Origin of the sequence: Acinetobacter terrae, from assembly GCF_013004375.1 — a bacterium.
Classification (GTDB): domain Bacteria; phylum Pseudomonadota; class Gammaproteobacteria; order Pseudomonadales; family Moraxellaceae; genus Acinetobacter; species Acinetobacter terrae.
The window spans coordinates 54,735-75,043 of sequence record NZ_JABERI010000036.1 but is presented as its reverse complement, the minus strand read 5'-3'; the positions used below and the strand labels follow the sequence as shown (position 1 = coordinate 75,043).

Genomic DNA, 20,309 nt, shown 5'->3' with positions numbered 1-20,309 from the left:
ATTTCCTATTAGGAAATTCAGCTTTTTTCATTATTTACTGTCGGGACTATACCAGCTCAGAAATAATATCTGCCAATACTTCGTCTGCTTGCGAAGTACTTTTCACAGAAGAAATTTCCTTTTTAATTTTAGTGAGAGATTTCCCCGTTTCTTTAAAAGAAAAAACGGTTTTATTTCCTGTGAGGATTAGAGGGGTAAGATTAGAGACTTCGCCTATTTTTAAGAATAGCTCTGCCACTCTGACTTGATGAGCATAAATAGATCGTAACTTTTGGGTAATTTCTAAAGCAGTCCGTTTATTCATAAATATATCCATTAATTTTATTAGATTTTTTGAACATTTTACTTCTTATAAACCCAATCTTAGCAAAACCAGTATCGATGAGTAAATGCCTATACAGCATCCTCAATAAATTGGCTGGTCTACAGCAGAATGAAGTCGTTGATAATAAAAGATTAGGTTCAGTTCTGGCGCATATCCAGCAACAGCATGAAGAGTTGGAGAAACAGAATAAACATTCCCGGGCCAAGAAAAGTATGCCAAGCCGTAAAGCTCAGAAAGCCGATATTGAACAAAGAAAGTTAAATCCTGTGCTTGACTCTTGTAGTTAAAAACAGGACATTTTAAATGGTTTATCGCATAGACATTTTAATTGGTGAATAACACATTTTTACCGAGAATGCTGAAGATGATTATCAGGCAGGCTGGTATTTACGTAACCCTCATCGTTCAACTCATCGGGTTTCCAGTAAAGCTGGTTGTTTAATCTTTGTGAAACTGATGCAAATGACTGAACATGAGATAGAGTCCACCCGAATTAATACCAATGATCCAGCGAATTGGAAGCTTACCGAACATCGGATGATATGCCCGCTATTTCAATCGGAACATGAGCAGACCTATTTAGAAAAGCTAAAACCTGCTCAGATTTTCGAAGAGAAATCAGAACAAGGGATTGAATTGTTCATTATCAAAGGTCAATTATTTTGCGGCTCTCAAATATATCCAGCAGGTTCGTGGGCTCGCTTTCCCATCAATAGTGTTGCTAAATTTCAGGCAGGTACTTCAGGTGCAACTCTTTATGTCAAAACTGGTCATCTGCAACATGCCATAGATGTATGGGTAAAATGAACAATAATGTGTCTTCAAAATGAAGCTGTCTCGTGTCTAGAATAATAGGAGCAGTCCACTTACCACTTTTACAATCAATACAAAATGTAATGGTATCTCCCTACATTTCTGATTTTATTTTTATGTGTGTTGATCAATTGCGAGTTAAATATCCAGCAAATTGAAGATTGTACTGACATTCATCAACCGACCCTTTCACAGCAACTGACCGTGTTACGTAACAATAAAATTGTCTCGACACATCGTGAAGGTAAGTAAATTTTTTACCAACTGGCTGACCCTAAAGTACTCGGTATTATGCAAACTTTATATCAACTGTACTGTCAGGAATAAGTACGCCTCTCAACCTTGCTTGAACGGCCTAATTAAGCCAAAACGAGATGATTAGCAAAATTCCCGTCAGCATGGTAAATAAATTCAGCCAGACTGGATGTTGAGTCTGATAACCTTCTATAAATTCCTGTTCCATTAATGAACGAAGTCCATGTCGGTATTGTAGGATAGAACCTACGTTCACCAACATACCAAATACAATGACTGCAATCCCAAGCCACTGAGCATAGACAATTTTGTTGTGATATTGCTCGGGATTAACCAACTGCACCAATAAATTCGATTTTTCAATCACAAAGCCAAAGGCAATGAGTGCCAAACCACTACGGTTCCATGCCAGTGCAGTACGCTCTAAGGCAAACAAAACACGTGGATCTTGTAAATTTGACATTCATCCTCCTTGTTAGGTGTTGATCATCAACACCTTAGCATTATCTACACACTGTTTTTGTGTTGGCTTTGTGAGTGAGTATAATCATTATTTTTCAAAGATTTCTTTTAAATCCCCTGGCATGCCTTGTGCCGATTGGAAGTTGCCTTTGCTGTCACGCCAAGCCATCGACGGTGTGGAGAAAAAGCCGTATTTCCCCATTAGGGCTTGGTTGGCATCAATTTTGGCAGCAATTTCTGCAGGAATCTTTTCCATTTTCTTGAGCTGCTTTTTGCCTTTATTCTTGTTCATATCCTTAAAAACTGCCGCTGGATCTTTCGACATTAACAATGTTGCCACCTGGCCACGGCTTTCTTCACGGATCACACCAACCTGAATATGACGCAGCTGTACCTTGCCTGATTCTACCCAAGGCCGAGCCGCTTGCCAGAATTTATAGCAATATGGACAATTCGGATCGGAAAAGACATAGACCACACGTGGTGCATCTGGCTTACCATCCTGGATCCAAGTCGATTTTTCCAGGGTTTTCCAGACATCGTCCAATACTGCTTTTTTCATATGCTTTTCAATCTGCTCATTGGAAAGGCTTTTCCCTTGCGCATCAAACAGTTCGCCCTTGATATAATATTTGTCATCATTGGAGATAAATACCGTATTGGAATACTGATCTTCATGCCCCACCCAACCCGTTAAACCTTCAGGTGAAGGAATTTGTTTAACAAACTCAAAGCCATCTTTTTCCAGTTGCTTTTTAATCGTATTTGGATCGGCATTCACACCACATGCCACCGTCAGCATAGTTCCGAGTAGTACACTCGCTTTAAATATTGTATTCATGACTAAAATCCTATAATCAATTTATGGGTTAATTTTATTTAGATATTGTTGCAACATGGCCTGACTGAGTTCGCCTTGATGGCGCTCGATTAACTCCCCTTGTGCATTAAAAAATAAGGTGGTCGGTAAGCCAAAACTGTTTACTGCTTTCGGCATTTCACCCTGAGTATCGAGCATTACATGTTTAAAACTGAATTGATTTTTAGAGAGATAAGCTCGTACCGTGTCGACATCTTCACCTTGATTCAACATGACAAAATGAATATCAGGATGCTGATCGTGAGCACGCTGTAATATAGGCATTTCACGATGACACGGAGGACACCAACTTGCCCATAAATTGACGACCGTTAGCTGTCCTTGAAATTGTTGCATTGACACAAGAGCCAGCTGAACTTGACCTGTACTCTTTAGGGATTCAAAACTTAAAGCTGGATGATGGGTTTCTTTTTGCAGAACATGTTGGGTGATAAATCCTGTCCCTAACAAAACCGCAAACATAACGAGAAAGCTCGCTTTGGCTTTCGCAGCAATGGCAGGATTTTTCCACCACAACCATGCCGCACCGAAGACTACACCACCAATCAGACTAAAACCTTTGTCTTGGATTTTTAGGATATCTATTGGCGATGCCATATAAGACTCAAAGTTCAAGCAGATAAAAACTAGACGCGCGCCAATTAAACCGATCCAAACACTGCTCTATATCGAATCTTGAAAATTTTGTTGAATTTCCTGTGACCAATGTGCCTGCTGTCCCACTTTACGCCCAATCATTACAGTGATCAGCAATGCCAGTAGTAAGATCAACAATCCCCCCGGCAACATCAATGGCCCAATATGTAATGCTTCACTTGAAATCATGGTGCTGTTCCTTGTTGGGGTAAACGTGCGATCAGTTGCGCAGCACTAAAGGTGCCTGTTAAACGGATTTCACGCTGTTCTTGATGTTGTGCATTTAAGAAAATCATGGTTGGTGGCCCTAAGATTTGCCATTCTTTTAATACCACATCCTGACTCGGCTCATATTCGGTCAAATCAAATTTAATTAGGGCAACATTAGCCAAACCTGCTTGTACATCGGCACGTGGAATCACCTCTTTTTCAATCGGCTGACAGGCCACGCACCAATCGGCATACACATCAATCAACACCGCTTGCCCTTGCACCTCAGCGAGTGTTTGCTTGAGTTCAGTTTCGTTACGTACCTTCTGCCATGTGAGTAGCTCTGAGGCTTGTGCGGTATTCAATTGCGACCATGCTTGTAGTGCATAACTTCCTGCGAAAAATACCGTACCTAGGCTGAGCAAAATGAGTAAGACTTGACTGAAACGTTGGGTGGCATACGGTCGCATTTTCACTAAGACGTAGACACTCATCGCAAGGAACAAGCTTGCCATTAATAGCAAATACCAAACACTTGGTAACAGTGGACGTAAGAAATACACCGCTAACAACAGCATGACAAAACCAAAGGTGAATTTCAGACGATCCATCCATACCCCAGGTTTCGGTAAATATTGCGCACCAAATACACAGGCAATCAACAGTGGTAAACCCACACCCACACCCAGTACAAATAAGTAGCTCGACCCCATCCACGGATCAGGCAATTGAGCTACAAAGAGTAAAGCCCCTGCCAGGGGTGCACTCATACATGGCCCCACAATAAGCGCCGAGATTATCCCCATAATAAACGAGCCCAACAGCGTTCCGCCTTTTTGACGTTGTTGCCATTGGTCTAAACGCTGTAACAGTCCTTGTGGTAAAGAAAATTGGAATGCACCAAACAAATTGAGCGCAAACACCACAAACATCACTGCAAATAGCCCAATAAACAGTGGACTTTGCAACCAACGCTGGAAGTTATAACCAAGCCCTGCCACTGCCAAGCCGATTAAGGCATAGACCAAGGCCATACCCAACACGAATACACCTGCAATAATGCCTGCACGGTAACCACGATGACGTTGTACCAAAATGCTCGATAAAATCGGAATCAGTGGTAAAGAACAAGGTAAAAATGCGAGGAGTACACCTAAACCTAGAAAGATCATAAGATTGAGGGCGATATTTTCCGTCGAGAGCAAATTAAAAAAGTATTGATCGTTATTCCAATCGCTTTGATTATTTGGCACTGTTGTAGTGATTGTATTATTCGGCTCTGAACTTGCTTGCGTGATCAAAGCATCTTGTACCTGTGGTGCACTCGCTTCATTGAGCTCAGTCAACACAGTCGTTTCAGATGAAGTAATTAAAGCGCTCTCGTTATTTTCAGCTTCCGCTTTGTTCGTTTTGGTTTCAGCAGTAACCACCTCGGCTTTCTTTGGCTGATCTTCCACAGGTGCATTCAACAGCGAAGTCGATACCACTGAATCTAATAATTTCTTTTGGGCTAGGCCTTGTCCTATAATATTACTTGCAGGTAATAATCCATCAGCATCAGTGTGAATGGTGGTGCGCTGAACGGGATAACATAAGCCACTTTCGGCACAGCCCTGCCATTCAATTTTATAACTTTGATTCGGTTGCATCGGTACGGCAGTTTGCACCTGCCCATAATGCACTTCGGTCATGCCAAAATTCGGATCATCTTTTTGTTGTGGGCTTGGCAGTGTTAAAGACAGCGTTTTTCCACCCTCCATCACTTTAAGCTGATCATGGTACAGATAATAACCATTGGCAATTTTCCATGTCAGGGTGGCTTTGTCTTGAGGGGTAGACACCGCCTGAAAACCAAAGGCTTGATCAGGCGGTAAAAACTCAGCCGATGCACTTTGCACCGCCAATGCTGTCAGTACCCCACAGAGTCCAGATAACCAAGTGCGCATCATGATCCTAATTGTTATCATCAATATGAATGTGCCTATTATGGGAAAACTAAAATTAAGAGAGCATTAATAAGATAAATCATTTATAAAATAGAGCCATAATGATAGGAAACTGCTATGTTTGTCGTTTTGGTCGAAGATGATCCGTATATTGCCGAAAGTATTTGCGCCTCATTGGATTTTTTAAATATTTCGGTGGAGCATGTCAGTAACGCCCGTGATGCTGATTATTTTGTTCGCCACAGTGCGGTAGATTTGTGCCTACTCGATTTAGGACTGCCCGACCAAGATGGTTTGGACTTACTGAAAAAATGGCGTAGTGATCAAATTCATACCCCTGTCCTGGTGTTGACCGCTCGCTTACAGACCCAACAATGTGTTGAAGCATTAAACTTAGGTGCAGATGATTATTTGACCAAGCCCTTTGAACTCGATGAACTGATCGCACGGATTCATGCTTTAACCCGTCGCCATCGTGGATTTTCATCCAATGTCATTCAATTTGAAGGCTTACAACTCAATAAAGACACGCAAGAAGTCAGCTATCAAGCTCAAGTCATTCAGCTATCACGCCGAGAGTACAGCCTGCTTGAAACCTTAATGAGCCATCCCAATCAAGTGCTAAAAAATGAAGTCTTGCTTGATAAGTTATATGGCTTTCAAGACAGTATCGAAAGCAATGCACTGAATGTGCATATTTACCATTTACGCCAAAAACTCGGTGCAGACTATATCCAGACTGTGCGTGGCGTTGGCTACATGTTTAAAGTGCCCGAGTAATACCGATGCACAAACCGAACAGCTTAAAGTGGCGCTTGGTCAGCAGTCTATTGGCAGTGATGATCTGTTTATGGAGTTTGGTTTTTGTCTGGCTGTATATCAACTTACAAAAACGCCTGCAAGATACTTTAGATCAGCGTTTATTGGCTTCGGCACAGATGGTGGCTCGCCTGATTCAACAATTGCCGATGCAAAGTTTGGATGAGTATGCTCTAGCCCAACAGCTTCATTCCACAGATCAAGAACAACTGATTGCCTGTGAAGTGTCATTGTTTAGCTCGGATGTGAGTGTGGGACAGCATGTGGTCGCTAAAACGCGTGGTGCACCTAAAAACTTAAGTCAACAAGCAGTTGGTTTTAGCACATGGCATCAAGGTGAAATAGAGTGGCGGAGTTATGTCTTACGTCGGGATGAGATTCAAGTGGTGGCCGCGGAGCGGATGTTCCTACGTGAATCATTGCTCAAACAGATTTTGCAATCGGTCTTAATTCCACTGATCTTATCTTTGTTGCTGTGTATTGGCTTAATTATTCTGATTATTCGTCGAGAGTTTAAAGCTTTAGATGAGATCTCGGCCTATTTAAGTCAGCCGAATTTATCAGTGAATGATGCTACCAAATATTTAAAAACTTTAGATGCGAAAACCATGCCCTCTGAGGTACAACCTTTTGCACAAAACTCCAAACGCTTGGTGCATAAACTGCATCAAAGTCTGGAAAATGAAAAAGTCTTTAGTGCCTATGCTGCCCATGAATTGCGTAGTCCGCTGACTGCCATTAAAACTCATGTGCAATTGGCACAGCTCATGGCACAAGCAGATGGCAGTCCGAAACTAAAACATAGTTTAGATCAAGCCAATAAGAGTATTCGTCGCTATTCTGAATTACTTGAACAACTGCTGATGCTGTCCAATACCGATCAAGCACTTGAACATTTGGCGGAGTCGGTCGAACTAAAACTAGTAGTGGAAAAAGTACTATACGATTTACAGATGCAATACCCTGAAGCGAAAACTAAGCTTCAGGTTGATTGGCAAAGCCTAGGTCATCTGCCTTTACCTGAATTTGTACTCTATACCATTGTAAAGAATATTCTAGAAAATGCCCTTCTACATGCCGATGCTGATAACGTTAAGATTGCCATGCATGACAATATTTTGATCATTCAGGATAATGGCACAACTTTAAATAAAGATGATATTCAGTATTTAGGGCAACGCTTTTGGCGTAAATCAGCACAGCAAAAAGGCCATGGTCTAGGATTGTCTTTAGTCAAAATGATGCTAGGTCAATATGGTTACGAACTTAGATGTGAACAGAATCAGCCTACAGGATTAAAAATTATTCTTTCCACCTTATCCCAAACCAAAAATAGATGAACTATAGGTTTTCGCCACTATTATTGCTGAGATGGTGGCAGGTTAACTCAGACTTGAAATTTAATAAAATCTGAAACTTAAAGTCTAAAATCGCATAGATTTATCCATTTTTTACCCTTGCAACCCTCTCAATCCTAAAAACTATTACTTCTCATAGTAAGTTCATGAACTTATTAACTGATGTTACGCACTCGATTGAAAAAGTCTTATAATTCGTAGCATGAATAAAGATTTATTAGACCTCTATACAGACTACCTGATTTGTTCAACTGAGCAGACAACAGCAACCCAATTATCAAGAATGCTTGATGGTCATGTAAGTCATGATCAGGTTACCCGTTTTTTGTCTAGCCAATCCTTTACTGATAAAGATTTATGGAAACTCGTAAAACCTACACTCAGGTCTATCGAGTCAGAAGAGGATGGGGTTTTAATTTTTGATGACACTATCATTGAAAAACAATGGACTGATGAAAACGAAATCATTTGTTATCACTTTGACCATAGTAAAGGCCGTTCAGTCAAAGGCATTAATTTGCTCAATTTGATCTATCATCACAATGATATTTCACTCCCCTTAAGCTTTCACATTGTGAAAAAGCCTATCTCTTACTGTGATCTCCATACTCGTCAAATTAAGCGCGAAAGTATGGTCAGCAAAAATGAAATGCTGCATCAAATGTTTATGCAAATGATCTCTAATGATCTGAAATTTAAATATGTTTTATTTGATAGTTGGTATAGTTCAAAAGAAACATTCGATTTGATTCGCAAGAAAAGGAAGCATTTTATTAGTGCATTAAAGAGTAATCGGCTGATCGCATTAAGTGAAAAAGATAAAAGAAATGGTCGTTTCCAACAAGTAAGAGAAATTGGCTTAAAAGATGGTGAAATTGTACGTGGTTGGCTCAAAGGATATTCTCATGAAGTCCTCATTTGTCGCCAAGTTTTTACAAACAAAGATGGAAGTACAAGCTCATTGGATCGAGTTTGCAGTGATTTGTCTTTAGATGGAAACGATATTACCCGTATTTATCAAAAACGATGGAATATCGAGGTTTATCATAAATCACTGAAATCGAATGCATGCATTTCAAAATCTCCAACTCGAACAGTAAGAACTCAAAGTAATCATTTGTTCTTATCAATTTGCAGTGTACTGAAGTTAGAGCAATTAAAGATCCATCATAAGATGAATCATTTTGCTCTGAAAGCAAAAATATATCTGAACTCTTTAAAAGCAGCCTATGCAGAAATTTCTTGTTTTAAAAAGGCTACTGCGTAACATCAGTTATTAAATTAAAATAACGCATTTAAGTTAAGCTAAATGATTAAAATCATTAATAATTATTCATTAATAAAATTATGAAATGAACTTCAGGGGAACGTAAGTTAAATTATGTTTTCCAAATTGAAGTTGATATTTATCTAATGTAATTTCTATTTCTATGTTTTCTTTTTGTGGTACTCAAAGCAGAATTCGCTACGTCAGAGGCAAATTTAGGATCATTCATCAATTTTGAAAACAATTTATATCCCATGAATGCCTGACTTGAAATATTTCTTTTATATTTTTTTCAATGACTTGATATAAGTCACGCACGGGAAACGTTCATATTATCTACAGCTTATTGTCTATATAGAGAACACTTTATAAAAATAAAATATGAATAAAATATATTTTAATTACAATTATTTAATTTTAACTTTTAGTCTAAGTAAAAGTGAATTTGTAATATTTCTGTCACAATTTGTTCTTAATATCCCTGCCGAGTCAAATCAGGCTTGTTAGAAGAACAGTATTTATTATGTCGGCTGCAAAAAAAAACTTACATAACTCTCATACCTATATAAACCGTGAACTTTCCTTACTGGAATTTCATAAACGTGTTTTGGCACAGGCAAAAGATAGCTGTCATCCTTTACTGGAGAGATTCAAGTTTTTAATTATCTTTTCAAGTAATTTAGATGAATTTTTTGAGATTCGAGTCGCAGGCTTAATGAAGCAGCTCGACCTTAAATTGATCACCAGCGCCCCTGATAGCATTCCCAATGAAGTGATTTTGCAACAAATATCAGAAACTGCACATCGTGCGGTTGAAGAACAATATAAGATTTTAAATCAAACATTATTGCCAGAACTTCAAAATTACGGCATTCGATTTATTCAGTTTAACGACATCTTAGAACGGCATCACGAGTGGATTAAAAATCACTTTTTTAAACAAATTCAGCCAGTTGTAACGCCAATCAGCTTAGATCCTGCTCACCCATTTCCACGTTTAGTCAATAAAAGTCTTAATTTTATCGTGTCATTAGAAGGTCAAGATGCTTTTGGCCGTCATATAGATTTAGCCATTGTTCCTGCGCCTAGATCTCTTCCTCGTGTTGTTCGGTTACCAGATGAATTATGTCCTAAAGGTGAGCAACATTACATTTTACTGTCTGCCATGATTCAATATTATGTCAATGATCTGTTTCCTGGAATGACTGCTACAGGCTGCTACCAATTTCGCGTGACAAGAAATGCAGATTTGACTTTAGCAGCAGATGTAGATGATCTTGCGATTGCCTTGAAAGATGAACTTTCGTCTCGCCGGTTTGGTCGTGCGGTAAGGTTGGAAGTCGATCAAAAGTGTCCAGACAAACTGAATAATTATTTATTGGAACAGTTTAATCTGACCCAGCAAGAACTTTATCGAGTAAATGGCCCGGTCAATTTAACCCGTTTCTTTATCGACTTTGATATTCCAGAACTCAACTTCAAGCCATTTCAGCCAGTTATTCCAAAGGCATTACGCAATCAGAATCTCATTTTTGATGTATTAAAAAAAGAAGATGTTCTTTTGCATCATCCTTTTGATTCTTTTCAGCCTGTGATTAATCTACTCAGAGAAGCAGCAAAAGACCCGCATGTTTTAGCGATAAAACAAACCTTATATAGAAGTGGTCCCGATTCTGAAATTGTCCAAGCACTGGTAGAAGCAGCGCGAAATGGTAAAGAAGTCACTGCAATCATTGAGCTTCGTGCCCGTTTTGATGAAGAATCAAACATTATTGTAGCCAATCTTTTACAAGAAGCAGGTGCTGTAGTGGTATACGGCATTGTTGGCTACAAAACCCATGCAAAAATGATTTTGATCGTGCGTAGAGAAGGTGAAAACCTGCGTCGATACGTGCATTTGGGTACAGGGAACTACCATGCTGGCAATGCCAAAATGTATACAGATTATGGACTTCTCACCACAGATGATGATATAGCAGAAGATGTGCATAAGATTTTTCAAGAGCTGACCGGTATGGGACGAATGGCCAAACTGAAAAAATTATTTCATGCGCCATTTACCTTACATGACCAGCTTTTACACTATATTGAACAGGAAACTCAGTTTGCCCTTTCAGGCCAACCTGCGCGTATTATTATTAAAGTGAATGCATTAACTGAGCCTCAACTGATCTCGGCTTTATATCAAGCTTCACAAGCCGGAGTAAAAATTGACTTAATTATCCGTTCAATTTGCTGTTTACGACCACAAGTTGAAGGCTTATCTGAAAATATTACAGTGCGTTCCATTGTTGGAAGATATTTAGAGCATACCCGTGTTTATTATTTTTATCATAATGGTGCAGAAAAATTATATTGTGCCAGCGCCGACTGGATGGGGAGAAATTTATTCTCCAGAGTTGAAAGCTGTTTTCCAATTGAGAATAAAAAAATTAAAAAACAGATTATCCAAGATGGCCTGCTCAGCTATTTAAAAGATAATACAAGAGCCTGGGAACTTGATGCGAATAGCCAATGGACTTTGACACAGCCGAAAGAGAATGAGGAAAAGTTTATGGCTCAAAAATATTTAATAACTCAAAGGGAAATTAAAACCAAATCGTGAACTGTTTTAGTTATCTAGTTTTTTATAAAAAATAAAGAAAAATTAATCTAATACGGATTATGTGAAGCCCAGATACTAGGTCTGGGCTTTTTTCCTGTTATTTCTATTTGCGACTCACATTTCCGATTCATGTAACGACCATTAGGTTAACGAGGGTATGTTGACATGTGTTGTTTAAAAAATAGCGAGAAAGTGGAATTCAATCGCTAAACCAAATCTACCTCTCGCTATGCCCCGTACAATGCTGCAATGGAAAAAATCAACTATTTTCCTTCAGTACATGTGCCGCATTAAATTCTTTATAAGTGAGTCGATCTGCTGAGTCTTCTGACAAAGGCTCAATCTCATGCATAGATGAAAGGCAGCGTTCTGAGAGCTGGATATACTGTTCGGTACCCTTAGTTTTCCATGCAATTTCTTTAGCCTCCAAGCTACGGATCACCTTGGCTGGACTGCCGAGTGCCAGTGAGTTTTCAGGAATCTTGGCTTTGGCTTTTACCGTGCTATTGGCACCAATAATGGTATTTTCGCCAATCTCGGCTTCATCCAGAATCACACTGTTCATGCCGATCAGAACATTCTTGCGAATAATACAGCCATGTAAAATTGCGCCATGTCCAATATGACCATATTCTTCCACTAAGGTCACACTGTCTGGAAAACCATGTATGGTGCATGAGTCTTGAACATTGGCATTTTTTTGAATACGAATTCCACCAAAATCGGCTCTTAAGGCCGCGAAAGGACCAATATAGACCCCGGCCTCAATCACGACATCACCAATCAGCACCGCAGTCGGATGCACATAAGCTTGAGGACTGACCACAGGGATCACACCATCTATGGCATAACAAGGCATCGTTTTATTCCTTTAAAATCTGATTGCTTTAATAGCTAATTTCTTCCTGCCGCAAACCACCAAAGCGTTTATAAAACTGCGGATGTACAGGCGGCATGGAACCTTCTGAAGTTCGTGCGATATCCATGAAGAATTCTTCACCCGCAGTCACCACTGTTTGATACAAGTTACTGCTTAAGTTTCGGGCATTGATGGATAACCAGTTTGATGGCAATAATTCAAATGGCAGGTTTGGATCCTTTAATAAAATGCGACGATATTGATGAATCAGTAAAATTCGCAGTTGAAAAGCCTGTACCGGATCGAGCTCATCTTCATTTTCGACTAAATGAAAGAACTCTCTAAACACACCGATGAATTTTTCATAACGCTGATGCAACTCCTGAACCGGCCAATTCGTTTCTACCATGCGTTTCACGGTTGGATAAGATTCTTGCCATAACAGTAAAGCTTCTGCCTTAAATACCACCACCTGCTCTGTCATTTTTAAATTTAACAGCAAGTTTTGCAGTTTGTGGTGATCACAACCCGGGTAGGCCATGACATTGGTGGCAATATTGGCAAAACCTAGCCATTCCAGTTCTTTTTTGAGTAGCAATTTATTTTCCAGTTCAACCGAACTCAGCAGCACCAGATCCCATTTCTGGTCCCATTCCTGATGAGTAAAACTGTAAATTTTTTGGTCCGCCATAATGAAGCGCTGGCGGCTGCTTTCAGTCACCCGGTAATAACTGGTACGGCCAATTTTCTCCGAGACCAGCCAGCCATTTTGAACCAGGCGAAACACGGCCGTACGAACGGATCTCTCGTTAAAACCAAATACGTCCATTAACTGAATTAAGCTGGCAAGACTGATAATACCACCGCGGTGAAAAATACAGTCACCAAAGATAGTCATGATTAATGAAGTCCCGCTCAGTGCTTCATTGCGAATAAAGTCATCGATTATTTGTTTTAATTTCGGATTCATTTCGTTTAACTTTACCTTTTAAAGACTGGATGATAGACCATTTGGTTATCATCCAATAGAACTTCATGCAGACTTGCGGATATCAAACACACGTTGTGCCTTACCTTCAGAGCGTGGCAGACTGCCTTCTGGTAACACTTCCACACTTACACTAATACCCACCATAGTTTTAATCTGGCCCTTAAGCTGAGTCGCCAGCTGATGCGCCATAATATCACTACTATCTTTACGCATTTCAGTACGGATATGCAACGTATCCATATGTCCATGTTTACAAATATGGATTTGGTAATTAGGGATGAGTTGCTGGATCTGTAAAATCTGTTCTTCAATCTGGGATGGGAATACATTCACACCACGGATAATCATCATGTCATCACTACGCCCGACAATTTTATCCATTCGGCGCATGGTTCGAGCAGTTCCTGGCAATAAACGGGTTAAGTCACGGGTACGATAACGAATCACCGGCATGCCTTCTTTGGTAATGGTGGTAAAGACCAACTCACCTAACTCACCGTCTGCCAACACTTCACCTGTTTCAGGGTGAATGATTTCAGGATAGAAATGATCTTCCCAGATGGTTGGGCCATCTTTAGATTCCAGACATTCCATCGCCACGCCGGGTCCCATGACTTCTGACAGACCATAAATATCCAATGCATCAATGCCCAGGCGTTCTTCAATCTCCTTGCGCATTTCATTGCTCCATGGTTCTGCACCAAATACACCGGTTTTAATCGAACAGTTTTTGGCTGTACCAAATTTTTTCTCAAGCGCCTCAATAATATTCAGGCAGTAAGATGGGGTGACCATCAGTGCAGTCGGCTTAAAGTCATGAATCAGCTGCGCCTGACGTTCCGTCTGTCCACCTGACATCGGGATCACGGTTGCGCCCAAACGTTCAACGCCATAATGTGCACCTAGACCGCCGGTAAACAGACCATAACCATAAGACACCTGAATGATATCTTTGCTGCTCAAGCCGGCTGCTCGAAGAGAACGCGCCACCACATCAGACCAGACATTAATATCATTTTGGGTATAACCAACCACGGTAGGCTGACCGGTGGTGCCAGAAGATGCGTGCACACGTACAATCTGTTCCTGTGGAACAGCGAACATACCAAACGGATAGTTATCGCGTAGATCCTGTTTGGTGGTAAACGGGAATTTAGCCAGGTCTTCCAGTGATTTGAAATCATCCGGATGCACACCAGCATCATCAAATTTCTTTTTATAAACCGGACTGTTCTGATAAGCATGCTGTAGGGTCTTTTTCATACGCTGAAGCTGAACACTGCGTAATTCATCAACCGATACCGTTTCAATTTTTTCCATTGCATTGTTATTCATATTCTTACTCCTGACGCAGTCATCCTGACCACGATTTATTTCATTAATTGAATGCTGTTCTTAATCCATATTTTCTAGAATCAGTGCAACTCCCTGTCCTACACCAACACACATGGTGCAGAGTGCATATTTTCCATTACGACGTTTTAGTTCTTTCATGGCCGTGATCACCAGACGGGTACCACTCATACCTAAAGGATGGCCTAAGGCAATAGCACCACCATTCGGGTTGATTCTCGAATCATTATCTTGTAGACCCAGTTCACGAATCACTGCCAGTGACTGCGCGGCAAAAGCTTCATTCAGTTCAATCACATCCATCTGTTCCAGACTTAGGCCAGTCTGCTTCAAGACTTTCTGCACGGCTGGCACCGGCCCAATGCCCATATATTTGGCTTCAACACCGGCACTGGCTATCCCGATCACTTTGGCTTTCGGGCTCAAACCATACTGCTCGGCAAACTGCTGATTCCCTAGCAATACGCAAGCTGCACCGTCATTGACACCCGAAGCATTACCGGCGGTGACTGAACCGCCTTCTTTACGAAATGGTGTTTTTAATGCTGACAGATTGTCCAGCGTAGTCTCTGCACGCGGGTGCTCATCTTGGGAAATGGTGAGAGTGGTTTTCTTCGAACCTTTGACCTCTACCGGCAGAATTTCTTCGGCAAAAATACCCTTCTGCTGTGCTACTGCAGTTTTCTGCTGACTGTGATAGGCAAACAGGTCCTGGTCTTCACGGCTAATCTGATATTTCTCGGCCACATGCTCTGCAGTTTCCGGCATGCTGTCGACGCCAAACTGCGCTTTAAATTTTGGATTGATAAAACGCCAGCCAATCGTCGTGTCATAAGTTTCAGGGGTACGGCTGAAGGCAGTCGTGGGTTTGGATTGCACATAAGGCGCACGGCTCATGGATTCTACGCCACCCGCCAAAACAAATTGTGCTTCACCCGATTTGATGGCACGTGCTCCCAGTCCAATTGCATCCAGACCTGAGGCACATAAGCGGTTCACGGTGATCGCTGGAACAGAATCAGGCAGTCCTGCGAGTAAAGCAGCCATACGCGCAACGTTACGGTTATCTTCACCGGCCTGATTGGCACAGCCCAAAATAACTTCATCCAGTTCTGCCCATGGCAATGCAGGATGCTGATCTTTCAGATATTGAATCGGTAGCGCTGCCAGATCATCGCTACGGACACTGCTCAGTCCACCGGCATAGCGTCCGATCGGGGTGCGAATTCCATCAAAAATATAAACCTGTTCCATGATTCTTCCTTATTAGCCAGCTACGCGTAATGGTTGCTGCTGAGTTTTCTGTGCATGTCCCTGCACCGCTTTCTTTGCTAAATATATACTAGTTCTATAGCGATCTTCACCATAAATATGATACATGTTTTCCAAAATTTGTAAAATTGTGTAATATCCAATTCTGTCTGCCCATTCGAATGGGCCACAAGGATAATTGACACCATATTTCATAGCAGAATCAATATCTTGATCTGATGTAATATCATGCAATACGGCTTCACACGCTTCATTCACCAGCATGGCGATACTACGTATAACATAAAGACCTGGATGATCCTTAGACCAAATTGGTATCACATTCATACCTATGAGGAATAGTTCTGCCGCTTGGCGCTGTTCTTCACTACAAGCCGGTGATGCCACCACCGGAATCGCCTGGGCATTAGCCCAATCTGCATGCCAGTCCATCAACACCACGGGGTCATGCGGATAAGCCAGTTCAACCGACTCGCCAAGCGATAATCGCAGGGAAAGATCACCAATCAGGATTTCATTCTGTTCTGCCGCCTGAAAAATGAGATCCACATGAGATGCCTGTTTTAAACGTTCAATCAGTGCTGCTGAATGCAACCATTCACCTTTTACCGTGACTTTGAGCTTATTCAGCGACTTGGCATAACACACTGGCAATTCATATACAGGCGCAGGCTTGGACTGCGTGTAATCATAAAAACCCTGACCGGATTTGCGGCCATAACAGCCGGCATCAACCAGCTCTTTTTGAATCAAGGATGGGCGGTAGCGTGGCTCATAGAAAAATTCCTGATAGACACTTTGCGTGACCGAGAAATTCACATCCTGTCCAATCAGGTCCGTGAGTTCACACGGTCCCATGGCAAAGCGGCCACATTCGCGCATGATGTAATCGAGCTGTTCCGGTGTGGTGGCATTTTCCTGCAAGGCGCGAAAGGCTTCGGCATAATAAGGTCGTGCGACACGATTCACGATAAAACCGGGGGTCGATTTGGCTCGTACCGGAACTTTGTTCCAAGACACCATCAGGGCAAATACCGCATCGGCAAGGACTGCTGAAGTTTTCAGTCCGCGGATAATCTCGACCAGTTTCATCACGGGGGCCGGATTAAAGAAATGCAGCCCAATCACCCGTTCCGGATGCGGAATAGCCGAGGCAATTGCGGTAATGGAAATCGAAGAAGTATTAGACGCAAAAATCGTCTGTTCGGGGCAAATGGCAGCCAGCTGTTGAAACAGGTTTTGTTTAACTTCCTTCTTCTCGACAATGGCTTCAATAATTAAGCCCGCATCGGCAAGCTGCTGAATATCCTCTGCCACGATCAGATTAGCGAAGGTACTCTCCAGCAATTTCTGGGTCATTTTGCCATTTTGTACACGCTTACTGAGCTGCGCCTCTAAAGCAGTCAAGGCACTTTGAACTTTGCTGCTATCGAGATCAAACACATAGGTCTGATGCCCGTGCATGGCTGCCAGTTGTGCAATGCCAATCCCCATGGTTCCAGCACCGACTACAGCAACTTTTACTTGCTCTAAATTGATCTGTTGCATGATTTAGCATCCTTTATATTCAGGGGTACGCTTCTGCATAAAGGCTTGTACACCTTCTTTATAATCGCTTGAACGTCCAGCCAGACGTTGCAGGTCACGTTCCAGAATGAGCTGCTCATCCAGATTATTGGCAGCTGCGGCATGGATGGCTTTTTTGATCAGGGACAGACCATAGGTCGGTTGCTGTGCCAGATGTTCTGCCAGTTTTTTCGCTTCTGCTTGCAGTTGCTCATCTTCAACCACCTGCCAGATCATGCCGAGTTGTACTGCGCGCTCAGCCAAAATTTTATCGCCAAGCATCGCTAGGCCCATCGCCTGAGCACGTCCAACCAGACGCGGCAAGAACCAGGTACCGCCTGAATCTGGCACTAAACCAAGACGACAAAAGGCCTGAATAAAAGAAGCTGATTTTGCTGCCACCACAATGTCACAGGCCAAGGCAATATTGGCGCCTGCTCCTGCTGCCACACCATTCACCGCACAAATCACTGGTTTAGGCATTTCGGTAATCAGCTTGATCAAAGGGTTGTAATATTTTTCAATGGACAGGCCTAAGTCCGGTGCATCGGCATTCGGATCGACCACGCGGTCATTCAGATCCTGACCGGCACAGAAACCACGGCCTTCAGCTGAAATCACCACGGCACGAATCTGGCTGTCTTTGGCCCAGGCCTTGATGACCTTGGAGACTTCCTGATGCATGGTTTCATTAAAGCTGTTGAGCTGTTTTGGACGGTTAAAGGTCAGGTAGCCCACTGCATTTTTTTCTTCGACAATAATTGTTTGATAATCCATTACACACCTCTAAATTCTGGTTTTCTTTTTTCTAAAAATGCATTGATGCCTTCCTGGCGATCTTGGGTCGCCGCCAGCCAGACAAAATGTTGACGCTCAAGCTTCAATCCCTGACTTAAAGTCACTTCATGAATCGACTTTAAAGATTGCTTGATGGCACGAATGGCGAGCGGTGCCTGCTTGGCAATTTTTTCTGCCAGTTCCAGTGCGTATTGCACGGTCAATCCTGCCGGACAAACCTGGCTGCTAATGCCATGTTGCAATGCGGTCTGTGCCGAAATCATTTCACCGGTCATGGCCCAGCGCATCGTCAATTGCTGACCGACCAGACGGGCCAGGCGCTGTGTTCCACCGGCACCCGGCAGCATCCCTAAACCAATTTCAGGTAAGGCAAACTGGGCATTTTCTCCAGTCAGCACCATGTCACCATGCAAAGCCAACTCGAAACCTGCACCCAAAGCATAACCATTCACGGCCATAATTAAAGGCTTGGAAAATTCATCAATTTTTTTCCAAAGCAGTGGGCGCTGATCCTGCTGGATGCTGACCACATCTAACTGTGCCAGCTCATTTAAATCAGCACCGGCAGCAAAGCATTGTGTATTTCCGGTGATGACCACGGCTTTCACAGCAGCATCTGTTTCCAAGTCCTGTAAACAGGCTGCAATGTTTTGCAAGGTGGCATTGTTTAAGGCATTGCGCTTTTCTGGGCGATTCAGCTCGATCAGTACCACACCTGGCTTGGGTGAGCTGGTTTTAATGTAGGTCATCCTTGAACTCCTGCTATGCTCGCGGTGCTGTAAATTCAGCTGTTATTCATCAAAACTGAGTCGGACATTGGCCGTGATTGGACGTGCCTGACAACTGAGCACATAGCCTTTCTGAATCTCATCTTCTTCCAGACTGTAATTCACAGCCATTTCAACCTGTCCCTCTAACACCTTACATTTACAGGTTGCACAAACACCGCCCTTACAGGCATATGGCAGGTCTGCCCCGGCACGTAGCGCAGCATCTAAAATACTGTCATCCTGTTTGGAGACTTCAACAATCAGCTCGCGACCATCTAGAACAATATTGACGCGTTCTTCGCTACGGCTTTCCATCTGCTGGGCGGTTGCTTTCGGTGCAGTACCCGTATTGAAGCGTTCAGTATGAATCTTGCTGCGCTGAATGCCCCAAGTCGGTAATACCGTTTCGATCGCTGCCATCATTTCTTCCGGACCACAGGCAAAACAGTGATCGGTGTCGGCTGAAATCAGATTGGCATGAAACAGCTGCTGTAATTTGTCCGCATCGATCCGACCATTAAAGATCTCGCTGTCATTCAGTTCACGTGAAAAAATATTCACCAGTTGCAGACGTTCCTTAAAACGGTCTTTCAGGTCCATGATCTGCTCAGAAAACATGGTCTGTTTCCAGGAACGGTTGCCATATACTAGGGTGAATGTTGCTTCCGCTTGACGGTTCAGCACCGACTTTACAATCGATAAAATTGGCGTAATGCCACTGCCTGCTGCAAACCCTAAATAATTCTGGCCACCGGCCTTGGCTGCTTTTTGAAAGAACACCCCTTGCGGTGGCATGACTTCCAGTACATCGCCCGCTTTCAAATGCGCATTGGCCCAGGTCGAGAACTGACCCTGATCAATTTTTTTAATCGCAATGCTCATATCTTCCTGCGTATCACTGCAGATCGAGTAACAGCGGCGCAGCTCGCCGTCATCGGTTAAATGACGAATGGTCAGGTGCTGACCCGGCTGATATTGAAAAGCATCCAACTGCTCAGGCGCGAGATCAAAGGCAATGCAGATCGCCTGCTCGGTTTGTGGCTGAATCGATTTAATGGTTAATGGTATAAATTGGCTCATGGCAAAATCCTTCTTTTAGGTGGCGGTGTTCAGGCTTCTTATTG

18 protein-coding genes and 4 pseudogenes are annotated in these 20,309 nt (G+C 42.4%); 7 read left to right on the top strand and 15 right to left on the bottom strand.

What is annotated here, in order from left to right:
• Window positions 1–46: 46 nt before the first annotated feature.
• Window positions 47–304, bottom strand: coding sequence for a hypothetical protein (locus tag HLH14_RS13800; protein WP_016165156.1), 258 nt, complete (start codon window positions 302–304; stop codon window positions 47–49).
• Between the two features lie 83 nt (window positions 305–387).
• Here HLH14_RS13800 and HLH14_RS13795 point away from each other — a divergent pair.
• The 3 genes and pseudogenes from HLH14_RS13795 to HLH14_RS13785 all read left to right on the top strand — a co-directional run.
• Window positions 388–612, top strand: a pseudogene (locus HLH14_RS13795) (ISNCY family transposase); the annotation flags it as partial.
• A gap of 169 nt (window positions 613–781) precedes the next feature.
• Window positions 782–1,132, top strand: coding sequence for a cupin domain-containing protein (locus HLH14_RS13790; RefSeq protein ID WP_235940522.1), 351 nt, complete (start codon window positions 782–784; stop codon window positions 1,130–1,132).
• A gap of 120 nt (window positions 1,133–1,252) precedes the next feature.
• Window positions 1,253–1,465: pseudogene (locus tag HLH14_RS13785) on the top strand (metalloregulator ArsR/SmtB family transcription factor); the annotation flags it as partial.
• A gap of 28 nt (window positions 1,466–1,493) precedes the next feature.
• Here the strand turns inward: HLH14_RS13785 and HLH14_RS13780 are convergent.
• The 5 genes and pseudogenes from HLH14_RS13780 to dsbD form a co-directional block, all read right to left on the bottom strand.
• The gene (locus HLH14_RS13780) at window positions 1,494–1,856 is read right to left on the bottom strand and encodes a YidH family protein (protein ID WP_067723078.1); all 363 of its coding nucleotides are present in this window, start codon (window positions 1,854–1,856) and stop codon (window positions 1,494–1,496) included.
• An 87-nt stretch (window positions 1,857–1,943) separates the two neighbouring features.
• The gene (dsbG, locus tag HLH14_RS13775; RefSeq protein ID WP_171533279.1) at window positions 1,944–2,696 is read right to left on the bottom strand and encodes a thiol:disulfide interchange protein DsbG; all 753 of its coding nucleotides are present in this window, start codon (window positions 2,694–2,696) and stop codon (window positions 1,944–1,946) included.
• 21 nt (window positions 2,697–2,717) lie between these two features.
• Window positions 2,718–3,383, bottom strand: a pseudogene (locus HLH14_RS13770) (TlpA family protein disulfide reductase); the annotation flags it as partial.
• A 15-nt stretch (window positions 3,384–3,398) separates the two neighbouring features.
• Window positions 3,399–3,560 carry a hypothetical protein gene (locus HLH14_RS16080; RefSeq protein ID WP_235940520.1) on the bottom strand — a complete coding sequence of 54 codons (162 nt, stop codon included), beginning with the start codon at window positions 3,558–3,560 and terminating at the stop codon, window positions 3,399–3,401.
• Entirely contained in the window at window positions 3,557–5,527 is a 1,971-nt protein-coding gene (gene dsbD, locus HLH14_RS13765) for a protein-disulfide reductase DsbD (protein ID WP_171533303.1), read from the bottom strand. Before dsbD ends, HLH14_RS16080 begins: the two co-directional genes overlap by 4 nt.
• Window positions 5,528–5,644: 117 nt before the next feature.
• On the opposite strand from dsbD, the gene HLH14_RS13760 reads away from it, so the two are divergent.
• The 3 genes from HLH14_RS13760 to HLH14_RS13750 all read left to right on the top strand — a co-directional run bounded on the left by HLH14_RS13760 (window position 5,645) and on the right by HLH14_RS13750 (window position 8,971).
• Window positions 5,645–6,307: a response regulator transcription factor gene (locus tag HLH14_RS13760; protein ID WP_067723089.1), complete on the top strand. Its 663-nt coding sequence runs from the start codon at window positions 5,645–5,647 to the stop codon at window positions 6,305–6,307.
• Window positions 6,308–6,312: 5 nt separating this feature from the next.
• Window positions 6,313–7,686: a sensor histidine kinase gene (locus HLH14_RS13755; protein ID WP_171533278.1), complete on the top strand. Its 1,374-nt coding sequence runs from the start codon at window positions 6,313–6,315 to the stop codon at window positions 7,684–7,686.
• A 220-nt stretch (window positions 7,687–7,906) separates the two neighbouring features.
• A complete protein-coding gene (locus tag HLH14_RS13750; RefSeq protein ID WP_171533277.1) occupies window positions 7,907–8,971 on the top strand; it encodes an IS701 family transposase in 1,065 nt (354 codons plus the stop codon).
• Between the two features lie 78 nt (window positions 8,972–9,049).
• Here HLH14_RS13750 and HLH14_RS16075 read toward each other — a convergent pair.
• Window positions 9,050–9,289: pseudogene (locus HLH14_RS16075) on the bottom strand (hypothetical protein).
• Between the two features lie 205 nt (window positions 9,290–9,494).
• Between HLH14_RS16075 and ppk1 the strand changes: the two are divergent.
• Window positions 9,495–11,576: a polyphosphate kinase 1 gene (ppk1, locus tag HLH14_RS13745; protein WP_067723091.1), complete on the top strand. Its 2,082-nt coding sequence runs from the start codon at window positions 9,495–9,497 to the stop codon at window positions 11,574–11,576.
• Between the two features lie 259 nt (window positions 11,577–11,835).
• On the opposite strand, the gene HLH14_RS13740 is transcribed toward ppk1, so the two are convergent.
• The 8 genes from HLH14_RS13740 to paaE form a co-directional block, all read right to left on the bottom strand.
• Complete coding sequence (locus HLH14_RS13740) at window positions 11,836–12,435, bottom strand: DapH/DapD/GlmU-related protein (RefSeq protein ID WP_171533276.1); 600 nt, start codon at window positions 12,433–12,435, stop codon at window positions 11,836–11,838.
• Window positions 12,436–12,463: 28 nt separating this feature from the next.
• Complete coding sequence (gene paaX, locus HLH14_RS13735) at window positions 12,464–13,405, bottom strand: phenylacetic acid degradation operon negative regulatory protein PaaX (protein ID WP_171533275.1); 942 nt, start codon at window positions 13,403–13,405, stop codon at window positions 12,464–12,466.
• A gap of 63 nt (window positions 13,406–13,468) precedes the next feature.
• On the bottom strand, window positions 13,469–14,761 hold the full coding sequence (gene paaK, locus HLH14_RS13730) for a phenylacetate--CoA ligase PaaK (protein WP_171533274.1): 1,293 nt from the start codon (window positions 14,759–14,761) through the stop codon (window positions 13,469–13,471).
• A 60-nt stretch (window positions 14,762–14,821) separates the two neighbouring features.
• Window positions 14,822–16,033, bottom strand: a complete 1,212-nt coding sequence (gene pcaF / locus HLH14_RS13725) for a 3-oxoadipyl-CoA thiolase (protein WP_171533273.1) — start codon at window positions 16,031–16,033, stop codon at window positions 14,822–14,824.
• A 12-nt stretch (window positions 16,034–16,045) separates the two neighbouring features.
• Complete coding sequence (locus HLH14_RS13720) at window positions 16,046–17,599, bottom strand: 3-hydroxyacyl-CoA dehydrogenase (RefSeq protein WP_171533272.1); 1,554 nt, start codon at window positions 17,597–17,599, stop codon at window positions 16,046–16,048.
• 3 nt (window positions 17,600–17,602) lie between these two features.
• Window positions 17,603–18,394: a 2-(1,2-epoxy-1,2-dihydrophenyl)acetyl-CoA isomerase PaaG gene (gene paaG / locus HLH14_RS13715; RefSeq protein WP_171533271.1), complete on the bottom strand. Its 792-nt coding sequence runs from the start codon at window positions 18,392–18,394 to the stop codon at window positions 17,603–17,605.
• Window positions 18,394–19,164 carry an enoyl-CoA hydratase-related protein gene (locus tag HLH14_RS13710; protein ID WP_171533270.1) on the bottom strand — a complete coding sequence of 257 codons (771 nt, stop codon included), beginning with the start codon at window positions 19,162–19,164 and terminating at the stop codon, window positions 18,394–18,396. Before HLH14_RS13710 ends, paaG begins: the two co-directional genes overlap by 1 nt.
• 42 nt (window positions 19,165–19,206) lie before the next feature.
• Entirely contained in the window at window positions 19,207–20,265 is a 1,059-nt protein-coding gene (gene paaE / locus HLH14_RS13705) for a 1,2-phenylacetyl-CoA epoxidase subunit PaaE (RefSeq protein WP_171533269.1), read from the bottom strand.
• Window positions 20,266–20,309 lie beyond the last annotated feature (44 nt).

Excerpts from the sequence above, each read along its gene's own strand:
- HLH14_RS13750 (WP_171533277.1), top strand. The coding sequence starts at position 7,907 with ATGAATAAAGATTTATTAGACCTCTATACAGACTACCTGATTTGTTCA.
- HLH14_RS13790 (WP_235940522.1), top strand. The coding sequence starts at position 782 with ATGCAAATGACTGAACATGAGATAGAGTCCACCCGAATTAATACCAAT.
- paaX (WP_171533275.1), bottom strand. The coding sequence starts at position 13,405 with ATGAATCCGAAATTAAAACAAATAATCGATGACTTTATTCGCAATGAA.
- HLH14_RS13755 (WP_171533278.1), top strand. The coding sequence starts at position 6,313 with ATGCACAAACCGAACAGCTTAAAGTGGCGCTTGGTCAGCAGTCTATTG.
- paaK (WP_171533274.1), bottom strand. The coding sequence starts at position 14,761 with ATGAATAACAATGCAATGGAAAAAATTGAAACGGTATCGGTTGATGAA.
- HLH14_RS16080 (WP_235940520.1), bottom strand. The coding sequence starts at position 3,560 with ATGATTTCAAGTGAAGCATTACATATTGGGCCATTGATGTTGCCGGGG.
- dsbD (WP_171533303.1), bottom strand. The coding sequence starts at position 5,527 with ATGCGCACTTGGTTATCTGGACTCTGTGGGGTACTGACAGCATTGGCG.
- HLH14_RS13780 (WP_067723078.1), bottom strand. The coding sequence starts at position 1,856 with ATGTCAAATTTACAAGATCCACGTGTTTTGTTTGCCTTAGAGCGTACT.
- HLH14_RS13710 (WP_171533270.1), bottom strand. The coding sequence starts at position 19,164 with ATGACCTACATTAAAACCAGCTCACCCAAGCCAGGTGTGGTACTGATC.
- dsbG (WP_171533279.1), bottom strand. The coding sequence starts at position 2,696 with ATGAATACAATATTTAAAGCGAGTGTACTACTCGGAACTATGCTGACG.
- ppk1 (WP_067723091.1), top strand. The coding sequence starts at position 9,495 with ATGTCGGCTGCAAAAAAAAACTTACATAACTCTCATACCTATATAAAC.
- HLH14_RS13760 (WP_067723089.1), top strand. The coding sequence starts at position 5,645 with ATGTTTGTCGTTTTGGTCGAAGATGATCCGTATATTGCCGAAAGTATT.
- HLH14_RS13720 (WP_171533272.1), bottom strand. The coding sequence starts at position 17,599 with ATGCAACAGATCAATTTAGAGCAAGTAAAAGTTGCTGTAGTCGGTGCT.
- HLH14_RS13740 (WP_171533276.1), bottom strand. The coding sequence starts at position 12,435 with ATGCCTTGTTATGCCATAGATGGTGTGATCCCTGTGGTCAGTCCTCAA.
- paaG (WP_171533271.1), bottom strand. The coding sequence starts at position 18,394 with ATGGATTATCAAACAATTATTGTCGAAGAAAAAAATGCAGTGGGCTAC.
- HLH14_RS13800 (WP_016165156.1), bottom strand. The coding sequence starts at position 304 with ATGAATAAACGGACTGCTTTAGAAATTACCCAAAAGTTACGATCTATT.
- paaE (WP_171533269.1), bottom strand. The coding sequence starts at position 20,265 with ATGAGCCAATTTATACCATTAACCATTAAATCGATTCAGCCACAAACC.
- pcaF (WP_171533273.1), bottom strand. The coding sequence starts at position 16,033 with ATGGAACAGGTTTATATTTTTGATGGAATTCGCACCCCGATCGGACGC.